17 protein-coding genes are annotated in these 17,262 nt (G+C 63.4%); 11 read left to right on the forward strand and 6 right to left on the reverse strand.

The features are described from left to right. Positions 1-8: 8 nt before the first annotated feature. The 5 genes from PG888_RS00065 to PG888_RS00085 are packed head-to-tail and all read left to right on the forward strand — an operon-like array spanning position 9 to position 4,217. Positions 9-842, forward strand: coding sequence for an alkaline phosphatase family protein (locus PG888_RS00065; protein WP_270692572.1), 834 nt, complete (start codon positions 9-11; stop codon positions 840-842). Then, the gene (locus PG888_RS00070; RefSeq protein WP_111806296.1) at positions 842-1,741 is read left to right on the forward strand and encodes an ABC transporter permease; all 900 of its coding nucleotides are present in this window, start codon (positions 842-844) and stop codon (positions 1,739-1,741) included. Before PG888_RS00065 ends, PG888_RS00070 begins: the two co-directional genes overlap by 1 nt. Continuing rightward, the gene (locus PG888_RS00075) at positions 1,734-2,510 is read left to right on the forward strand and encodes an ABC transporter permease (RefSeq protein ID WP_247627480.1); all 777 of its coding nucleotides are present in this window, start codon (positions 1,734-1,736) and stop codon (positions 2,508-2,510) included. The genes PG888_RS00070 and PG888_RS00075 overlap by 8 nt, the downstream gene beginning before the upstream one ends. A gap of 6 nt (positions 2,511-2,516) precedes the next feature. Further along, complete coding sequence (locus tag PG888_RS00080; protein ID WP_270692571.1) at positions 2,517-3,524, forward strand: ABC transporter ATP-binding protein; 1,008 nt, start codon at positions 2,517-2,519, stop codon at positions 3,522-3,524. A gap of 39 nt (positions 3,525-3,563) precedes the next feature. Then, positions 3,564-4,217 (forward strand): HAD family hydrolase, encoded by a 654-nt coding sequence (locus PG888_RS00085; protein ID WP_270692570.1) that lies wholly within the window; start codon positions 3,564-3,566, stop codon positions 4,215-4,217. Between the two features lie 116 nt (positions 4,218-4,333). On the opposite strand, the gene PG888_RS00090 is transcribed toward PG888_RS00085, so the two are convergent. Then, positions 4,334-5,968 carry a sensor domain-containing diguanylate cyclase gene (locus PG888_RS00090; protein WP_270692569.1) on the reverse strand — a complete coding sequence of 545 codons (1,635 nt, stop codon included), beginning with the start codon at positions 5,966-5,968 and terminating at the stop codon, positions 4,334-4,336. 83 nt (positions 5,969-6,051) lie between these two features. On the opposite strand from PG888_RS00090, the gene PG888_RS00095 reads away from it, so the two are divergent. Continuing rightward, positions 6,052-6,492: a DUF2214 family protein gene (locus PG888_RS00095; RefSeq protein WP_270692567.1), complete on the forward strand. Its 441-nt coding sequence runs from the start codon at positions 6,052-6,054 to the stop codon at positions 6,490-6,492. A gap of 72 nt (positions 6,493-6,564) precedes the next feature. Next, complete coding sequence (locus tag PG888_RS00100; protein ID WP_182933096.1) at positions 6,565-7,464, forward strand: DMT family transporter; 900 nt, start codon at positions 6,565-6,567, stop codon at positions 7,462-7,464. A gap of 67 nt (positions 7,465-7,531) precedes the next feature. Here the strand turns inward: PG888_RS00100 and PG888_RS00105 are convergent, their stop codons facing one another. The 3 genes from PG888_RS00105 to PG888_RS00115 form a co-directional block, all read right to left on the reverse strand. Then, positions 7,532-8,158 carry a glutathione S-transferase family protein gene (locus PG888_RS00105; protein WP_270692564.1) on the reverse strand — a complete coding sequence of 209 codons (627 nt, stop codon included), beginning with the start codon at positions 8,156-8,158 and terminating at the stop codon, positions 7,532-7,534. A gap of 106 nt (positions 8,159-8,264) precedes the next feature. Further along, positions 8,265-9,533: an O-acetylhomoserine aminocarboxypropyltransferase/cysteine synthase family protein gene (locus tag PG888_RS00110; protein ID WP_270692563.1), complete on the reverse strand. Its 1,269-nt coding sequence runs from the start codon at positions 9,531-9,533 to the stop codon at positions 8,265-8,267. Between the two features lie 152 nt (positions 9,534-9,685). Continuing rightward, a complete protein-coding gene (locus PG888_RS00115; RefSeq protein ID WP_110303950.1) occupies positions 9,686-9,862 on the reverse strand; it encodes a hypothetical protein in 177 nt (58 codons plus the stop codon). A gap of 100 nt (positions 9,863-9,962) precedes the next feature. Here PG888_RS00115 and sgrR point away from each other — a divergent pair, with 100 nt between their 5' ends. The 4 genes from sgrR to PG888_RS00135 all read left to right on the forward strand — a co-directional run bounded on the left by sgrR (position 9,963) and on the right by PG888_RS00135 (position 15,394). After that, positions 9,963-11,666 carry an HTH-type transcriptional regulator SgrR gene (sgrR, locus tag PG888_RS00120; RefSeq protein WP_270692590.1) on the forward strand — a complete coding sequence of 568 codons (1,704 nt, stop codon included), beginning with the start codon at positions 9,963-9,965 and terminating at the stop codon, positions 11,664-11,666. Between the two features lie 145 nt (positions 11,667-11,811). Beyond that, the gene (katG, locus tag PG888_RS00125; protein WP_270692562.1) at positions 11,812-13,989 is read left to right on the forward strand and encodes a catalase/peroxidase HPI; all 2,178 of its coding nucleotides are present in this window, start codon (positions 11,812-11,814) and stop codon (positions 13,987-13,989) included. A gap of 263 nt (positions 13,990-14,252) precedes the next feature. Further along, complete coding sequence (locus PG888_RS00130) at positions 14,253-14,648, forward strand: acyl-CoA thioesterase (RefSeq protein ID WP_040095454.1); 396 nt, start codon at positions 14,253-14,255, stop codon at positions 14,646-14,648. A 44-nt stretch (positions 14,649-14,692) separates the two neighbouring features. Further along, the gene (locus tag PG888_RS00135; RefSeq protein ID WP_075111863.1) at positions 14,693-15,394 is read left to right on the forward strand and encodes a hypothetical protein; all 702 of its coding nucleotides are present in this window, start codon (positions 14,693-14,695) and stop codon (positions 15,392-15,394) included. A 36-nt stretch (positions 15,395-15,430) separates the two neighbouring features. Here the strand turns inward: PG888_RS00135 and PG888_RS00140 are convergent, their stop codons facing one another. Next, positions 15,431-16,180, reverse strand: a complete 750-nt coding sequence (locus PG888_RS00140) for a lipase secretion chaperone (RefSeq protein WP_270692560.1) — start codon at positions 16,178-16,180, stop codon at positions 15,431-15,433. Next, positions 16,177-17,088 (reverse strand): lipase family alpha/beta hydrolase, encoded by a 912-nt coding sequence (locus tag PG888_RS00145; RefSeq protein WP_270692559.1) that lies wholly within the window; start codon positions 17,086-17,088, stop codon positions 16,177-16,179. Before PG888_RS00145 ends, PG888_RS00140 begins: the two co-directional genes overlap by 4 nt. Between the last annotated feature and the right edge of the window lie 174 nt (positions 17,089-17,262).

The raw sequence follows: 17,262 nt of genomic DNA on the forward strand, positions 1-17,262 counted from the left end.
GGAATCCAGTGCAACACAAGGTGATAGTGGTACTTGTGGATGGTCTGGCAGCCGAGGTAGCCCACACTATGGGCTACCTCGGTGGCATGGTGGAGGCGGGGCGGGGCCTGCATACGACCCTGAATGCTGCCCTGCCGTCTCTCTCCCGACCCCTCTACGAGTGCATCCTGACCGGCGTGCCGCCGGTGGCGAGCGGCATCACCCACAACGGGGTGAGTCGCCTCAGTCTGCATGACTCCATCTTCCATCTGGCCCGCGCCGCGGGTAAACGCACCGCGGCGGCGGCCTACTACTGGGTGAGCGAGCTTTACAACAAGAGCCCCTGGCTGGCGGCCCGCGATCGCTTTACTCACGATGAGCAGCTACCCATCCAGCATGGTTGCTTCTACTGGGATGACGGCTACCCCGACAGCCATCTGCTGATGGACGGCGAGTGGCTGCGCAGCCAGTACGACCCCGATTTCCTGCTGATCCACCCGATGGGGGTGGATGACGCCGGCCACCAGTTTGGTCTCGATTCCCGCCAGTACCGCAATCAGGCGCGCCGGATGGACAGCTTGCTGGCCGACCTGCTGCCCCAGTGGCTGGCGGAGGGGTATCAGGTGGTGATCACCTCGGATCACGGCATGAACAATGACCTGAGCCACGGTGGCACCCTGCCCGAAGAGCGCACCGTGCCGCTCTGGTTGTTTGGCGATGCCTTTATCGAGCGCTGGCCGGATGGGGTGGCGATCGCCCAGACCCAGCTCTGCGCCCTGATGGCCGACCTGCTGGGCATTCCCCACGACAAGCCGGTGGCTCCCCCGCTGCTCAAGGCGGCCTTTATGCGCGAGGTGCACTGATGATGCCTGCAACCACCGAGATCCTCGTGGATCAACCCGTGGCAACCAAGCACAAGGTGCGCCGCCACTGGCTGCCTGCGCTGGTACTGCTGCCGTTTATCCTCTTGATGATCCTGTTCCAGTTCGCCCCCATGGTGTGGGTGCTGGTGGGCAGCTTTCAGACCCCCGATGGCTGGGGCCTCGACTACTATCGGGAGATCCTGAGCTCCCCCTTCTACCTGCAATCGTTCGGCAACTCGTTGCGCATCGCCGGTATCGCGAGTCTGGCGGGGCTTGCCATCGGCACGCTCGGGGCGGCGGCGCTGCGCCACAGTGGTGAGCGGGTCAAGCGACTGCTGCTGGCCTTTGTCACCATGACCGGCAACTTCAGCGGGGTGCCGTTGGCGTTCGCCTTTATCATCATTCTCGGCATCAATGGTGCGGTGACCCTGCTGCTGAAATCCTGGGGCCTCATCGACGGTTTCAACCTCTACTCGGGCAGCGGCCTTATCCTCATCTACACCTACTTCCAGATCCCGCTCGCCCTGCTGCTGCTCTATCCGGCGTTCGATGCGCTGCAGGATGAGTGGCCGCAGGCCGCCGCGCTGCTCGGCGCGAGCAAGGGGCAGTATGTGTGGCATGTGGCGCTGCCGGTGCTGACTCCCGCCCTGCTTGGCACCCTGATCATCCTGTTTGCCAACGCGGTGGGGGCCTATGCCTCCGCCTATGCCCTCACCACCGGCAACTTCAATCTGGTGACCATCCGTGTGGCCAGTCTGGTCTCCGGCGATATCTTCCTCGAGCCCAATATGGCGGCGGCGCTGGCGGTGATCCTGATGGTGCTGCTGGGGGTAGTGACGGCCGCCAACCAGTGGCTGCTGAAAAAGAGCTATGTGAACAAGGGGCAATCACATGCATGATTTGACGCCGCGCTGGCCCAAGTGGGTGCTGGGTGGGCTGGTCGCCACCCTGCTGCTGCCGCTGCTGGCCACGTTTCTCTACTCCATCTCCACTCGCTGGGGGGCGACCCTGCTGCCGGATGGCTTTACCCTCGACTGGTATCTCAAGCTGTGGGGCGACCCGCGCTTTCTGGCGGCGTTTGGCCGCAGCCTGCTGGTCTGCTTTGCCACTCTGCTGCTGGGCACCCTGGTGCTGGTACCGACCGTGCTGGTGGTGGCCTATTACTTTCCCAGGCTGGATCCCTGGATGAACCTGCTGATCCTGCTCCCCTTCGCGGTGCCACCTGTGGTCTCGTCAGTGGGGCTGCTGCAGATCTACGCCGATGGCCCGCTGCCGATTATCGGCACGCCGTGGATCCTGATCGGCACCTGGTTCACCGTGGTGCTCCCCTTCATGTACCGGGCGCTGGCCAACAGTTTGCAGGGTGTACCGCTGAAAGATCTGATGGATGCCGCCCATCTGCTGGGGGCTAGCAGTCGGCGCGCCTTCCTGCTGGTGGTGATCCCTTGCCTGCGCAAGGGGCTGCTGGCGGCGCTGTTTCTCTCTCTCTCCTTCCTGCTCGGCGAGTTCGTGTTTGCCAACATGCTGGTGGGCACCCGTTACGAGACCCTGCAGGTCTACCTCTACAACATGCGCGCCACCTCGGGCCACTTCACCAGTGCGCTGGTGATGAGCTATTTCCTGCTGACCCTGCTGCTCACCTGGGCGGCCAATAGATTTCATCGGTGATCCAAGATGTTTCATTTAGAAGTCAATCAGTTGCACAAATCCTACGGCGAGATCCCTGTGTTCGAGGGGATCGAGTTCGGTATTCGCAAGGGGGAGCTGGTGACCCTGCTCGGCCCCTCCGGCTGTGGCAAGTCCACCCTGCTGCGGGCGCTGGCCGGGCTCACTCCGGTCGATGGCGGTCAGGTGCGGGTGGCCGGTGAAGAGATCACCTGGCAGGAACCCCAGAAGCGGGGCATCGGCATGGTGTTCCAGAGCTATGCGTTGTTCCCCAACATGACGGTGCGGGACAACGTCGCCTTCGGCCTCAAGATGAAGCCCCAGCCGGGACGTGATCTCGCCGCCAGCGTGCAGGAAGCGTTGGAACTGGTGGAGCTGACCGGCTTCGAGCGCCGCTATCCGGCCGAGCTCTCCGGCGGCCAGCGCCAGCGGGTGGCGCTCGCCCGCGCCCTGGTGGTACGGCCACGGATCCTGCTGCTGGACGAGCCGCTCTCGGCGCTGGATGCCCGCATCCGTCGCAGCCTGCGCCAGCAGATCCGCGAGATCCAGCAGCGCCTCGAACTCACCACCATCTTCGTGACCCACGATCAGGAGGAGGCGCTCACCCTGTCGGATCGGATCTTCCTGATGAACAAGGGATCCATCGTCCAGAGCGGCACGCCGGAGCAGATCTACACCCGCCCCGCCAGCGAGTTTGTGGCGGGCTTTATTGGCAACTACAACCTGCTCGGCGCCGAGCAGGGCAAGTCGCTGTTCGGCCCCCGTTTTCAGGGCAAGCTGGCGCTGCGACCAGAGTCCATCACCCTGTTGCCCGCCGGAGCGACCAGCAGCGAGCCCAGCCTGCCCGGCATCGTTCGTCAGCAGCAGTTGCTCGGCAACGTCATCCGCTATCAGGTGGAGTGCGAGGCGGGGCTGTTGACGGTGGATTGCCTCAACCGTTCGGCTCGCGATCTGCTGGCCACCGGCAGTGCCGTGACCCTGGTGGTGGCCCGGGATCAACTCTGTGAGGTAGCATGACGCCTCGTTTCATTTTCGTTGTTACCGCAAGGAGCCCTCATGGCACTGGCACTGTTTGATCTGGACGAGACCCTGATTGCCGGGGATTCTGCCAGCCTCTGGCTGGAGTACATGGTGGCCGAGGAGCTGGCCCCCGCCAGCATGATCGCCGAGGAGCAGGGGATGATGTCCCTCTACCATCAGGGCAAGATGGACATGCACCAGTACATGGCCTTCACCCTGCAACCGCTGGCGGGCAAGACGCGCCAGTGGCTCGACTCGCTCTGTAGCCGCTTTGCCGAGCAGGTGCTGCGCGAGCGCATCTATCCAGAAGGGTTGGCACGTATCGAGTGGCACCGCCAGCGCGGCGACGAGCTGGTGCTCATCTCCGCCTCCGGCGAACATCTGGTGGCCCCCATGGCGCGGATGTTGGGGATGGAGCACTGCGTCGCCCTCCTGCTCGATGAAGAGTCCGGCATGCTGACCGGCCAGACCCGCGGCACCCTCAGTTTTCGCGAAGGCAAGGTGGCCCGCATCAACCAGCTCTTTGCCGGGCGGGACAACCTCTGGCAGGGGAGCTTTGGTTACAGCGACTCCCACAACGATCTGCCCCTGCTGCGGGCGGTGGCCCATCCCCATGCGGTCAATCCGGCCCCCGCCCTGCGCCAGCAGGCCGAGGAGCTGGGCTGGCCCACGCTGGAGTGGCTGCGCTGAGTCGCATGCTCACACAGGCTTAACGCGCGGCAAGAAGCACGATAAACAAAGAGAGAGGCTGGAGCCTCTCTCTTTGTTTTTGCTGACGGCGTTGTGGTTGATGCTGGCGGCGGTGGCTACCCCTCGTTGGTTTGTTGCCGGGGCTCGCCAAAGGCGGGAATATCCTCCTCGGCACTCTGGTGAGGGGCGTGGCGCAGCGGGAAGCAGATACGGTTTTTCCCCTCCCGCTTGGCCTGATAGACCCCCTTGTCGGCCAGCTCCACCAGCTCTTTGGCCGAGAGCCCGGAGCGACTGAAAGCCACCCCGCCGCTGATGGTGATGGTGAGATCGGGTTCGCGCCACTCCAGCTGCTCCACCCCGAGCCGGAACGCTTCCAGCAGTGAGGGAAGCATCGGCTGCTCTTCGCCGTAACGGAAGATCAGCACCAGCTCCTCGCCGCCATAGCGGCAGAACCAGCCCCACTCGTGGAACAGACTCATGCCCAGCTTGCTCACCCGCTTGAGCACCACATCCCCCGCTTGATGGCCGTGGGTATCGTTGACCCGTTTGAAATCATCCAGATCGAACATCACCACCCCGAAGGGAGCGCCACTGTTGAGCTGCTTTTGCAGGCACTCGTCGAAGAAGCGACGATTGTAGAGCCCGGTGAGCTTGTCCTGATGGGCTTGCAGGCGGATCTGGGCAAAGTCCTGACTGGCGGCATCCATCTCTTCATAGACCTTGGCCAGCTCCAGCATGCGGCGGCCGTTGTAGGCGATACCGCCGGAGCGGCTGGCGCGGATCAGCAGGGTGATCTCCCCCAGCATGCGGCGGAAGTAACGGGACCAGAGCAGGGCCAGCAGCAGATAGAGAATGCAGGCGACGGCAATCATCAGCTGCACGTTGATGGAGACGCTGTCGATCACCTGCTGCATGCTGGCGGTGGGTTCGACGCTGAGCAGGATCCAGCGCTGCTCGGGGATGCGGTAGTAGGAGACCATCAGGCCGCTGGTGTCATCGAGGAAAAAGCCCTGCGGCAGTTGCATCCGGGCCAGCCAGTCAGGGTGAGCGAGTGGTTTGAATACCCGCTCGCGATCCGGATGGGCCAGCACCAGCCCGTCATGGTTGAGCAGGATCTGATAGCCCTTGCCCAGAGGATGACTCTGCTCGGGCCGACTGTTGAGCCAGTTGGCGAGGGGGGTGAGCTGGGTATCCAGCGAGAGCACGCCAACCCGCTTGCCGTCAGGATCTTCAATCACCCGGGCCAGCGCCATGGTGAGGGTGCCCAAGGTGTAGTCGTAATAAGGATCGGTCCAGACAATCTGTCCGGGATGGCTGGATGCCAGCAGATACCAGGGGCGGGTTCTGGGATCGAACTTCTCGTCGGCTTGCCAGGAGGGGTGGATCAGCATCTTGCGATGCTCGGTACCCACGTAGACATAATCGAGCTCCATCACCTTGTGATAAGCCTGCCATTGCTGCAGGTAGCGCTCGCCGTGGCGGATCTCCGGGCCGCTGAAATCCTGATAATTTACCTGCTGATAAATGAGCGTAAACTGGCGTTTGAGGGTCGCCAGATAGGGTTCGATCAGGGTATGGAAATACTGGGTGTTGCGAGCAATCAGGTTCTGTTGCTGCTCGTGGCGCAGGGTGCGCTCCATATGCAGGTAGTAGATGCTGCCAAGCAGCAACACAGGGATAAAGAGCAAGAGGAGGCCCAGCCGCATGCGGGTGATCAAAGACCAAGTGTTCTTGGGCTTGGCGGGGGACATGAACAGATCCTTTTCAGCTCGGGTGACACCAGCATATATGATGCCGTGCTGCTCGTCTAAAGGCAGAAAATGAGATTTTTCCGATGCTGAACCACTCTCTGCTCTTCATGGCCCATTACGGCAGCATAGCGGTGCTGAGCCTTGCCCTCTGTGTCGAGTATCTGATCTTTAGGCGCGGCCTGAACATGCTGCGAGTGCGCCGCCTGCTGCTGGCAGATGGGGTAGCAGCGCTGGCGCTCTTCTCTATCTTTGCCACCGGATGTCTGCTGGCCCTCGAGCATGCCAGCTCGGTGGCGGAGATCTTTGCCCATCCTGCCCACTGCCTCAAGATGGGGCTGTTTCTGCTGATTGTCGGCACCCTCGTTTATCCCAGCCGCCTCTTCTATCGCTGGCGTCGCGCCCTGCGTCTGGGCAAAGCGCCGATGATCTCCATCCAGCAGCACTTCCGGGTGGTCTGGATCCTGCGGGGCAATCTGCTACTGATTGCCCTGCTGGCCGTGCTGACAAAACAGCTGTCGCTCTAAAGACAAGAGGGTAGAGAGACGGGTATCTTGGATCGGATAACCCGTCACGCGCCGATTTAAGGAAGAATCGCCATGCGCTCCAATCTGATGTTGCTGATGGCTGCCACCATCTGGGGTATGGGCTTTGTCGCCCAGCGCCTCGGGATGGATCACATGGGGCCCTATACCTTCAATGGCCTGCGCTTTCTGCTCGGTGCCCTCTCCCTGCTGCCGCTGCTCTGGTGGCTCAAATCCCGACAACCAGTTGCCGTCGCGGGCGACCATCGCCAATTGCTGACCGGTGGTGTGCTGGCGGGGCTGGTGCTGTTCTGTGCCGCCTCCCTGCAACAGGTGGGGCTGCTCTATACCACCGCTGCCAAGGCCGGTTTCATCACCGGGCTCTACATCATCCTGGTGCCCGTGCTGGGGCTGCTGCTGCGTCACAAGAGCGGGCTCAATACCTGGATTGGTGCCTTGATTGCCCTGACGGGCCTCTATGTGCTGAGCGTCACCGACGAGTTCACCATCGGCTTTGGCGATCTGTTGCAGGTGGTTGGCGCCCTGTTCTGGGCCATTCACCTGCTGCTGGTGGATCACTACTCCAACCGGGTAGCCCCCATCAAGCTCGCCGGCGTGCAGTTCGTGGTCTGCGGCCTGCTCAGCCTCGCCACTGCTTTTGTTATCGAAACCCCGACTGTTAGCGGCGCCGTGGCCGGTTGGCAGGCGCTGCTCTATGCCGGGCTGGTGTCGGTCGGGGTGGGTTATACCCTGCAGGTGGTGGGGCAGCGGGGCGCCCATCCGGCCCACGCCGCCATCATCCTCAGTCTGGAGACCGTGTTTGCCGCCGTGGGTGGCGTGCTGCTGCTGGGGGAGACACTGGACGAGCGCGCCATCGCCGGTTGTGCCCTGATGCTGGCGGGGATGCTGATCTCCCAGATCCGCTTGAGATGGTGGTGGAAGTCGCGCCGGGACAAGGTGCCGCAGGCCAAGTAAACCGCGCTCTGCCTGCATAACAAAAACGCCCCGACAGTCGGGGCGTTTTGCATGGTGACGGCTTGGATCAGGGGCGTTGATCCAGCTCGCGCTCCAGCTCTACCGCCTTCAGGCGGGCCGGATGGGTATTGAGGCGTTCCCAATAGGCTTGCAGGTGCGGGAAGTGGGCCAGCTGACCGCTTTGCGCCAGCAGATCCGCCAGGAAGGAGTTCATGATGTCGGCGCCGGAGAGGCGATTCCCCACCAGATAGTGGCGGGTGGCCAGTACCTCGTTGAGGTAGCCCAGCACCTTGGCACACTCCGCTTTGGCGTAGTCCGGCAGGAAGCGCATCGGGCTGCCATCTTTTCGCACGAACATGTCGAGCAGCAGCGGTAATATGCCGGAGCTCTCGGCAAAGTGGAGCCACTGCAGATATTCGGGATAGTCGGGGCTATCTGCTGCCGGTGCCAGCCGCTCGGGGGCGTAGCGGGCGATCAGGTACTCGGTGATGGCGCCCGATTCGGCCAGCACCCGGCCGTCGAACTCGATGACCGGCGACTTGCCGAGAGGGTGAATGGCTTTCAGCTCGGGCGGCGCCAGAAAGGTGGCTGCATCGCGCTGATACGCCTTGATCTCATAGGGCTGGCCCAGCTCTTCGAGCAGCCAGATGATGCGCTGGGAGCGGGATTTGTTCAGGTGGTGCAGGACTATCATAACGACCTCGATTCGGTGGCAGGATGGGGTATACGAGCGGGCGAGGGATGCGGTTCACCGATGGCTAAAAAAGAGCGGGCTGATGCCCGCTCCCTCGTTGATTGACTTATGCCTCCAGCGCCTGATCCAGATCCGCCAGTATGTCCTCGATCGCCTCGATCCCCACCGACAGCCGGATCATCTCCGGTTTGACGCCAGCCTTGGCCTGCTCCTCCTCGCTCAACTGGCGATGGGTGGTGGAGGCGGGGTGGCAGGCCAGCGACTTGGCGTCGCCGATATTGACCAGCCGCTTGAAGATCTTCAGCGCATCGTAGAAGCGCACGCCTGCCTCGTAACCCTCCTTCAGGCCGAACGAGAGGATAGCCGAGGGGCGACCGGCCATGTACTTCTCTGCCAGCAGATAGTGCGGGTGACCCGGCAGACCGGCATAGCTGACCCAGGCCACCTTGGGGTGATGCTTGAGGTGGTTGGCGACCCGCAGGGCGTTATCGACGTGGCGCTCCATGCGCAGGCTCAGGGTCTCCAGCCCCTGCAGCAGCAGGAAGGCGTTCATCGGCGCCAGCGCCGCACCGGTATTGCGCAGCGGCACGGTGCGCACCCGACCGATAAAGGCGGCGGGGCCAAAGGCCTCGGTATAGACCACTCCGTGGTAGGAGGGTTCGGGTTTGGTCAGTTGCGGGAAGCGCTCGGCATGATCGGCCCAGGGGAACTTGCCCGAGTCCACCACCACGCCACCCAGCGAGTTGCCGTGGCCGCCGACATATTTGGTCAGGCTGTGCACGACGATGTCGGCGCCGTGTTCGATCGGTTTGCATAGCACCGGGGTGGCGACCGTGTTGTCGACGATGAGCGGCACGCCACGGGCGTGGGCCGCCTTGGCCAGCGCGGCCAGATCGACGATGTTGCCAGCCGGGTTGCCGATGCTTTCGCAGTAGACCGCCTTGGTCTTGTCGTCGATAAGGGCGGCGATGGCCTCGGCGCTGTCATCCCTGGCAAAGCGCACCTCGACCCCGAAACTCGGCAGCATGTGGGCGAACAAGGTGTAGGTGCCGCCATAGAGCTGAGGGGTGGAGACAATGTTGTCACCGGCGGCGGTCAGCGCCTGAATGGCGTAGGTGATAGCGGCGGAACCTGCCGAGACCACCAGCGCGGCAATCCCCCCTTCCAGCGCGGCCATCCGCTGTTCCAGCACATCGTTGGTGGGGTTCATGATGCGGGTGTAGATGTTGCCCGGCACCGCCAGATTGAACAGGTCCGCCCCGTGTTGGGCGCTCTCGAACTCGTAGGCCACCGTCTGGTAGATGGGTACGGCGACCGCCTTGGTGGTCGGGTCGCTGGAAAAGCCGTGGTGCAGGGCCAGGGTCGCATCTTTCATCACACACTCCTTGTTGGATGTTGCTTATGGCATTTATAGATGGATAGACGTCCAATCTATCAGGCCCGTGGCCGATGTAAACAGCAAGATCCGGCAAAGCAATGTCGCCCGCAGGGGATGCGCGTCCCGAGTGGCGGGCAGGCCTGCCGTACTCAGAGGCGGCGGCGATACTCCTTGTCATCGATCTGGTTCATATCCCACTGCATCAGCCGGTTGAGCTGCTGCATGGGATCCTCGATGAGCGCCAGCGGGCGCGGCAGGATCCGCTTGAAGTAACGGCGCAAGGTCTGCTGGATCCGGTTTGGTTTGATGGGGTTGGCGTGGCTCATGATGGTGCTCCTGTGCGGTGGTTCTCACGTTCGCCAGCAGTATTGAGCTAAAATGCGGAAGTAAAAACTGATGACTTACAGCAACGGGATTTCCTCTTTTATGCCGACCGGTCGCCTCTACCAGCAATTTCAACGACTCGCCCAGCTGCTTGGCAGCGATGAGCGGGAGATCAGTCTCGCCGAGGTGGCGGATCTGCTCTGCTGCACCCCGCGCAATGCGCGTCTGCTGCTGCGGCGGATGCAGGATCAGGGCTGGCTCAGCTGGACGGCGGAAGCGGGGCGGGGGCGGCGCTCCCGGCTCACCCTGCTCGACAGTCAGGAGAGCCTGACCCGGCGCCGCTTGCGGGATCTGCTCAGTCAGGGCCAGCTGGCGCAGGCGGTGCGGCTGGCCGAGGATCGCCTCGATCTGCTCACCCCGCTGCTGCTCGAACAGCTCGGTCAGGCCACCCGCGAGGGGCGCCAGATCCTGCGGGTGCCCTACTACCGGCCGCTGCCGCAGTTGCTGCCCACCGGCCCGATGCGCCGCTCCGAAATTCACCTGAGCCGCCAGATCTTCAACGGCCTCACCCGGCGAAATGAGGAAAATGGGGAAATCGAAGGGGATCTCGCCCATCACTGGGAGTGTCTGGGCCCCTGCCACTGGCGCTTCTATCTGAGGCCAGCGGTGCGCTTTCACCACGGCCGCGAGCTGGTGGTGGAGGATGTGATGGAGAGTCTGCTGGCCCTGCGGGATCGCCCGTTGTTCGCCCATCTGGACCGGCTGGAGAGCCCCTGGCCGCGCACCCTGGATCTCTATCTCGACAGCCCGGATCCCTGGCTGCCCCACCTGCTGGCAGAGCCGGTGGCCACCATCTTGCCGCGGGAGCTCAAGGGGGAGGCGGGCTTTGCCCTGCAACCGGTCGGCACCGGCCCTTACCGGGTGGCCGCCAACGATCCGCTGCATCTTTGCCTTGCGGCGTTCGATGACTATTTCGGTTTGCGGGCCCTGCTCGACGAGATCGATATCTGGATGCTGCCGGAGTTGGCGGAGCGACTGGAGACCCACCTGCAGTTGGGGCGCGACCGTCCGGAGCTGGGCACCATGCGCGGCGAATCGGAGCTGGAGTCGGGCTGCTACTTCCTGCTGCAGGACGATCGTTCCGGATCCTTGCAGGATCCCGCCCTGCGGCAGTGGCTCGGCCAGCTGTTCAATCCGGTGGCCCTGATGGGGCGGGTCGCCCCCGAGTTGCAACGGGGCTGGACCAGCGCCCTCGGCCTGCTTCCTCACTGGCGCGAAGCGCTGCCCGCGCCCTTGCCCACACCGGCGCAGTTGCCGACGACCTTGGTGCTCGCCTGCTTCAACCAGCATCTGGAGTTCAATGAGTGCGCCAACGCCATGAGCAGCCTGCTAGGGTCGCAGGGCATTGAGCTGGAGGTGCGCACCCTCGATTACGGCCGCTGGGTAAGCGGCGAGGATGAAGACGTGGATCTCTGGCTCGGCACCCTCAACCTCGAACATGCCGGCCCCTTTGCCCCCTACGCCTGGTTGCAGGGCACCCCGCTGCTGCGCAAGGTGTGGGGCAGCCAGCACGAGCTGTGGCAAGGGCTGATGCAGTGGCGGGCCAGCGGTGAGGAGCCGGGGCCACGCGCCCTGCTGGCAACGGTGCAGCAGCAGAGCTGGTTTGTGCCGCTGTTTCACCACTGGCTGGAGCTGGAGAGCCGGGTCGGGGTGCACGGGGTGCGGATGACGGCGCTCGGCTGGTTCGATTTTCGCAGCGCCTGGCTGCGGCCCGAGCCGATCCATCAGCCCGCAGCGGCGCCATAGTTCGTCCCATTCCTGTCGCGGCTGACGGGCGCTCCGTGGCCGCTTGCGTGAAAGATCCGTAAAGCGGCCGCCGCTGCACAGTTTGTGTCACGCCTCTGTGCCATGCTGTTTCAGGTTATGGACAGCAGAGCAAATGAGGAAAACGATGAGCAACAATTCAGACAGTTCCGCAGGAAAATGCCCGGTCATGCACGGGGGAACCACCTCCGTCGAGACGTCCAGAATGGCGTGGTGGCCGAAGAGCCTCAACCTCGACATTCTTCACCAACACGATACCAAGACCAATCCGCTGGGGGTCGGCTTCAACTATCGGCAAGCCTTGAAGGGGCTCGATATGGCGGCCCTCAAGCAGGATGTGACCGCCCTGATGACCGACAGTCAGGATTGGTGGCCTGCCGACTGGGGCCACTACGGCAGCCTGATGATCCGCATGGCCTGGCACTCGGCCGGGACTTACCGCATCGCAGATGGTCGCGGCGGTGGCGGTAGCGGCAACCAGCGTTTCGCCCCCCTCAACTCCTGGCCGGACAACGCCAACCTCGACAAGGCCCGTCGCCTGCTGTGGCCCATCAAGAAGAAGTACGGCAACAAGATCAGCTGGGCCGATCTGATCATTCTGGCGGGTACCGTGGCCTATGAGTCCATGGGGCTCAAGACCTTCGGTTTCGCCTTTGGCCGCGAGGATATCTGGCACCCGGAGAAGGATATCTACTGGGGATCGGAGAAAGAGTGGCTGGCGCCCAGCGGCAAGCCGGGTGGTCGCTACTCCGGCGAGCGGGATCTGGAAAACCCGCTGGCGGCGGTGATGATGGGGCTTATCTACGTTAACCCGGAAGGGGTGGATGGCCAGCCCGATCCGCTGAAAACCGCGCAGGATATGCGGGTTACCTTCGCCCGCATGGCGATGGATGATGAAGAGACGGTGGCGCTGACCGCCGGTGGCCACACCGTCGGCAAGGCCCACGGCAACGGCGACGCCAAACAGCTTGGGCCCGAGCCGGAAGGGGCCAGCCTCGAGGAGCAGGGGCTCGGCTGGATCAATCACCAGAGCCGCGGCATCGGCCGCGACACAGTGACCAGCGGCATCGAGGGAGCCTGGACCACCCACCCTACCCAATGGGACAACGGCTACTTCGATCTGCTGTTCAAGTACGACTGGTGGTTGCAAAAATCTCCGGCGGGGGCCCATCAGTGGCAACCGATCAATATCGCCGAAGAGGATATGCCGGTGGATGTGGAGGACCCGTCGATCCGCTGCAAACCCATGATGACGGATGCCGATATGGCGCTCAAATTTGACCCCGCCTATCGCAAGATTGCCGAGCGCTTCCGCGATGATCCGGCGGCCTTCTCCGACGCCTTCGCCCGCGCCTGGTTCAAGCTGACCCACAGGGATATGGGGCCAAAGAGCCGCTATGTCGGCCCCTATGTGCCGACAGAAGATCTGATCTGGCAGGATCCGGTGCCTGCCGGACGCGCCGATTATGACGTGGCGGCGGTGAAGGCCAGGATTGCCGCCAGCGGCCTCTCCATCAGTGAGCGGGTGAGTACCGCCTGGGATAGTGCCCGCACCTTCCGTGGCTCCGACAAGCGGGGCGGTGCCAACGGCGCCCGCATCCGGCTGGCGCCACAGAAGGATTGGCCGGGCAACGAACCGGCGCGGCTGGCGAAGGTGCTGGCGGTCTATGACAAGCTGGCGGCCGAGTGTGGCGTCAGTGTCGCGGATCTCATCGTGCTGGGGGGCAACCTCGCCATCGAGCAGGCTGCGCAGGCCGCCGGGGTGACGGTGAACGTGCCGTTTGCGCCGGGCCGGGGGGATGCCACCCAGGCCCAGACCGATGCGGCCTCGTTCGAGGTGCTGGAACCGCTGGCCGACGGCTTCCGTAACTGGCTCAAGCAGGACTATGTAGTGACGGCGGAGGAGCTGCTGCTGGATCGCGCGCAGCTGATGGGGCTCACCGCCTGCGAGATGACGGCGCTGGTCGGCGGGATGCGGGTGCTCGGTACCAACTACGGCGGTACCGGGCTTGGGGTCTTTACCGATCGGGTCGGGGTACTCAGCAACGACTTCTTCGTCAACCTGACCGACATGGGTTACCAGTGGCTGCCGAAAGCGAGCAATCTCTACGAGATCCGCGATCGCCACAGCGGCGCCTTGAAGTGGACGGCCACCCGGGTGGATCTGGTGTTCGGCTCCAACTCGGTGCTGCGCGCCTATGCCGAGGTCTATGCGCAGGATGACAACAAGGAGAAGTTTGTCTGTGACTTCATCACCGCCTGGAACAAGGTGATGAATGCGGATCGCTTCGATCTGCTCGGCTAGTCCCCGAGCCGCTTGGTTATCTGCATCAGCCCCGCACACCCAAGGTGTGCGGGGCTTTTTACTGCCTGCTTTTTGCAGAGCACCACAATTCGCCGTGCTGCGACACCCGCTGGTCGGTCGCGCAGAGACGCTGGCATCCCTGTGCTTGGGTCAGCAGTATCATGTAACATGCTGATCCGCTGATGATGCCCGGCAGCCACCCATTGGCCACTGATGTCCAATCAACAGGACAAGGACAGAAACAAAGAGACAAGGAGTCACCCATGCTGGAAATGCAGATCCAACCCCGCTTTCAGGAGACGGATGCCCTCGGCCATATCAACAATACGGTGCCGGCGGTCTGGTTCGAATCGGCGCGGGATCCCCTGTTCCGGATCTTCTCCCCCGAGCTGGATGTGCATAACTGGCATCTGATCATCGCGGGCTATACGGTGCAGTTCAAACGGGAGCTGTTCTACGGCCAGCCGGTCACCATCAAGACCGGCGTGCGCCGCATCGGCACCAGCTCCTTTACGGTCTGGCAGGAGGCCTGGCAGGGCGGCGAACTGGCCGTCACCGCCGAAACGACCCTGATCCATTTTGACTACCGGGCCCGCCAATCCCTGCCCCTGAGCGATGCTCACCGGGAAGGACTGCGAGCCTGGCTGACAGAGAGTTAACCACGGGCCGGATGGCCCATCACAGGAGTGCTATGTACAACTCAATGCGCAACACAGCGATCGCGCTGACCCTGGGATTCTGCTCCCTCCCTTCTCTGGCCGCTTCTCTCGCCGAGCAGTTTACCCTGATGGAGAAGGGGGCCGAGAGCGCCCTCGATACCCGTCAATTCAGCCATGACGGCGTCGACATCAAGGCCTGGATCGATGGCGCCCCCGTCATCATCGCCGTGCCCATCATGAACGAGCTGGGAAAGCTGGAAGGGGAGAGCCGCTACTACTTCAAGGGCGGCAAGTTGTTCGGGGTCAAAGAGCCCGCCGCCCAGTTCGCCTTTGACGACAGCGGCAAGCTGACCCAATGGCTGGACGAGAAGGGGCAGCCCGCCGAGTTCGTCAGCAAGATGAGCATGCAGCAGCGTCAGGAGTGGCTCACCAAGCGGGCCGCCGAGCTGAGCAAGCTGTTTGTGGTGAGCGCGGCCGAACAGAAGGCCGCCAAGGGTAGCGTCAAGCTGAAGGGGGCGGATCTCGCTCACTGGCTCTGCAACGGCAAACTGATGGAACTCGCCCACGGCGACAAGGTGATCTTCGAGCAGGATAAGCTGAAGATTGGCGAGCAGGGGATCGAGGGGGAGGTCTCCCTGCGTCAGGATAAGGGGTGGCAGGAGCTGAGCCTCAAGTGCGAGGTGCAGGGCACTCAGGTAACCCGCCTCACCTGGCAGCCGCTGCCGGGTGCCAACAAGCCGCAATAAGCGCAGCAGCAAGGGGGCCCATCGCGGGCCCCCTTCTCATTCGGCTGGTGGCTCCCCCAGCTTGAGCCTGGTGAGCGCCTCGACCCGGCGCCACTGTCCGGGCTCGAACCAGCGGGCCAGCAGCTCTTGATGCTGTGCGGCCCGGGCCTCGTTCGGCAGTTGCCTGAGTTCGGCCAGAAAGCCGCTGAGCTGCTCGTCGAATCCCTGCCGGTTCTGCTCCAGCTGGCGCATTCGATCCACCGCTTCCGGCCCTCCCGTCTCCAGCAGCAGGGCATCCCGTTTGGCCGAGTCTATCTGCGCCAGCCCTTGCAACTCCTCAAGCAGGCGACTGTTGGCCTCCGCCTCGCGAAACCAGCCCGGCTGCTCTGCCAGCCAGAGATCCAGCTCGCTGGCCAACTGCGATTTCTCGCTGTCTCTCGCCTCTGCCAGTGCCCTGCGGCGCAGGGTCAGCTGCTCCATCAGTCGATCCTCGGCAAACAGCTGCGCCTGCTCGGCGGGGGTAAAGCTCTGCTGGCGCAGCTGCTCCCGCTCGTCAAACAGGATCTGCAGGCTGGTGAGGGAGATCTCGGTGGGCACCGTCAGGCTGCTCTGGGCGGAGACAAAGGTGCGGTAGCGCGCCTGCAGCGCATCGGCGGCCTCCTGCTCGGGATCGTGCGGGTGGCTTTGGGCATGCTGGTTGGCTTGATCGGATGATGAGCCTGCCGTCGGTGCAGCGGGCCAGAGCATCACCCCGCCAAGCAGCAGGGTGATGGCGCAGGGCACGGCGAGCAGGGTGGCTATCTTCATAGGCCCAGCTCCTTGAGGCGGTTGGCGTGCTGGCGATAGAGGGTGACCGGATCGGTCTCGAACAGATGGTGGATGCCGAATGACTGGTTCACTTCGTCCAGGTGGTTCATCCGGTAGCCGGTGCCTATCACCTTGCCGAGGTGGCTGCTGCAGACCCCGACCAGCCCGTCATTGGGCTCCTTGAAGAAGGCGCCGGTCAGCGCCAGCGCAGGATCCACCGGATCCAGCAGATTGGTCAGGTTGCCGCGCCCGCTCCAGGAGAAGTAGTAGACGCCGTTGCTGGCCTGCAGCGGCCCCTCGCCGCAATAGCGGCCGGGCAGCCCTTCCGGATAGCGCTGGTTGAATTGGCTGGCACCCTTGCTGGTGAGGGCATCGAGTGCGGCGATCGGATCTTGCGGCAGCGGGCTCCCGCCCGAGAGCAGTGAAATCATGCCGGAGAGGGCGTGGGCAGCGGCGGCAGCCAGTTTCTCGGCGGCGCTGCCCGGGGCGGCGTTGGCCCGCACCAGATCGGCAATCTCGGAGCCATAGTTGACCCCGCCGACGCTGGTGGCTGAGGCGACCAGTTCGGGGGCGACCGAGGCGACATAGCGGATGGTGGGGCCGCCGTGGGAGTGGCCGATCAGGTTGACCTTCTCGGCGCCGGTGGCCGCCAGCAGCAGCTCGACCTGGGCGAGCAGCTGCTCCCCCCGTTGTTCCGAACTGGCGGTGGCCGACACCTGCGCCACGTAGACCTTGGCACCATCCCGGCTCAGGGCCTGGGGAATGCCGTAGAAGTAATCGACTCCGAGCAGCTTGTCGAAGCCGAACAGGCCGTGTACCAGCACTATGGGGTAGCGGGTCTGGGTGTATCCGCTGGCGTGTGCCAGCATGGGCAGGGTGCAGAGCAGCACCAGAAGCCATCTTTTCATCATCAGCATCCTTGTTGATTCGTGAGGAAGAGATTGTGTGGCGTACTCCATGTTCGCCGGTGCCAGTATGGTGGCTGCTGACGGGAGAGGTTGTGAGGGGGATCGCAACTCAGGATTCAAAAGAGATTGTTGTTGGCCTGACCTCGCCTGGGCACGGGCGGGGAGGCTGAGCTC

It is taken from the genome of Aeromonas sp. QDB23 (assembly GCF_027707745.1).
GTDB lineage: Bacteria > Pseudomonadota > Gammaproteobacteria > Enterobacterales > Aeromonadaceae > Aeromonas > Aeromonas allosaccharophila.

What these genes read in the sequence shown, in the direction of transcription:
- PG888_RS00100 (WP_182933096.1), top strand. Translation starts at nt 6,565, where the DNA reads ATGCGCTCCAATCTGATGTTGCTGATGGCTGCCACCATCTGGGGTATG.
- PG888_RS00140 (WP_270692560.1), bottom strand. Translation starts at nt 16,180, where the DNA reads ATGAAGATAGCCACCCTGCTCGCCGTGCCCTGCGCCATCACCCTGCTG.
- PG888_RS00080 (WP_270692571.1), top strand. Translation starts at nt 2,517, where the DNA reads ATGTTTCATTTAGAAGTCAATCAGTTGCACAAATCCTACGGCGAGATC.
- PG888_RS00115 (WP_110303950.1), bottom strand. Translation starts at nt 9,862, where the DNA reads ATGAGCCACGCCAACCCCATCAAACCAAACCGGATCCAGCAGACCTTG.
- sgrR (WP_270692590.1), top strand. Translation starts at nt 9,963, where the DNA reads ATGCCGACCGGTCGCCTCTACCAGCAATTTCAACGACTCGCCCAGCTG.
- PG888_RS00105 (WP_270692564.1), bottom strand. Translation starts at nt 8,158, where the DNA reads ATGATAGTCCTGCACCACCTGAACAAATCCCGCTCCCAGCGCATCATC.
- PG888_RS00110 (WP_270692563.1), bottom strand. Translation starts at nt 9,533, where the DNA reads ATGAAAGATGCGACCCTGGCCCTGCACCACGGCTTTTCCAGCGACCCG.
- PG888_RS00130 (WP_040095454.1), top strand. Translation starts at nt 14,253, where the DNA reads ATGCTGGAAATGCAGATCCAACCCCGCTTTCAGGAGACGGATGCCCTC.
- PG888_RS00070 (WP_111806296.1), top strand. Translation starts at nt 842, where the DNA reads ATGATGCCTGCAACCACCGAGATCCTCGTGGATCAACCCGTGGCAACC.
- PG888_RS00090 (WP_270692569.1), bottom strand. Translation starts at nt 5,968, where the DNA reads ATGTCCCCCGCCAAGCCCAAGAACACTTGGTCTTTGATCACCCGCATG.
- PG888_RS00095 (WP_270692567.1), top strand. Translation starts at nt 6,052, where the DNA reads ATGCTGAACCACTCTCTGCTCTTCATGGCCCATTACGGCAGCATAGCG.
- katG (WP_270692562.1), top strand. Translation starts at nt 11,812, where the DNA reads ATGAGCAACAATTCAGACAGTTCCGCAGGAAAATGCCCGGTCATGCAC.
- PG888_RS00075 (WP_247627480.1), top strand. Translation starts at nt 1,734, where the DNA reads ATGCATGATTTGACGCCGCGCTGGCCCAAGTGGGTGCTGGGTGGGCTG.
- PG888_RS00085 (WP_270692570.1), top strand. Translation starts at nt 3,564, where the DNA reads ATGGCACTGGCACTGTTTGATCTGGACGAGACCCTGATTGCCGGGGAT.
- PG888_RS00145 (WP_270692559.1), bottom strand. Translation starts at nt 17,088, where the DNA reads ATGAAAAGATGGCTTCTGGTGCTGCTCTGCACCCTGCCCATGCTGGCA.
- PG888_RS00135 (WP_075111863.1), top strand. Translation starts at nt 14,693, where the DNA reads ATGCGCAACACAGCGATCGCGCTGACCCTGGGATTCTGCTCCCTCCCT.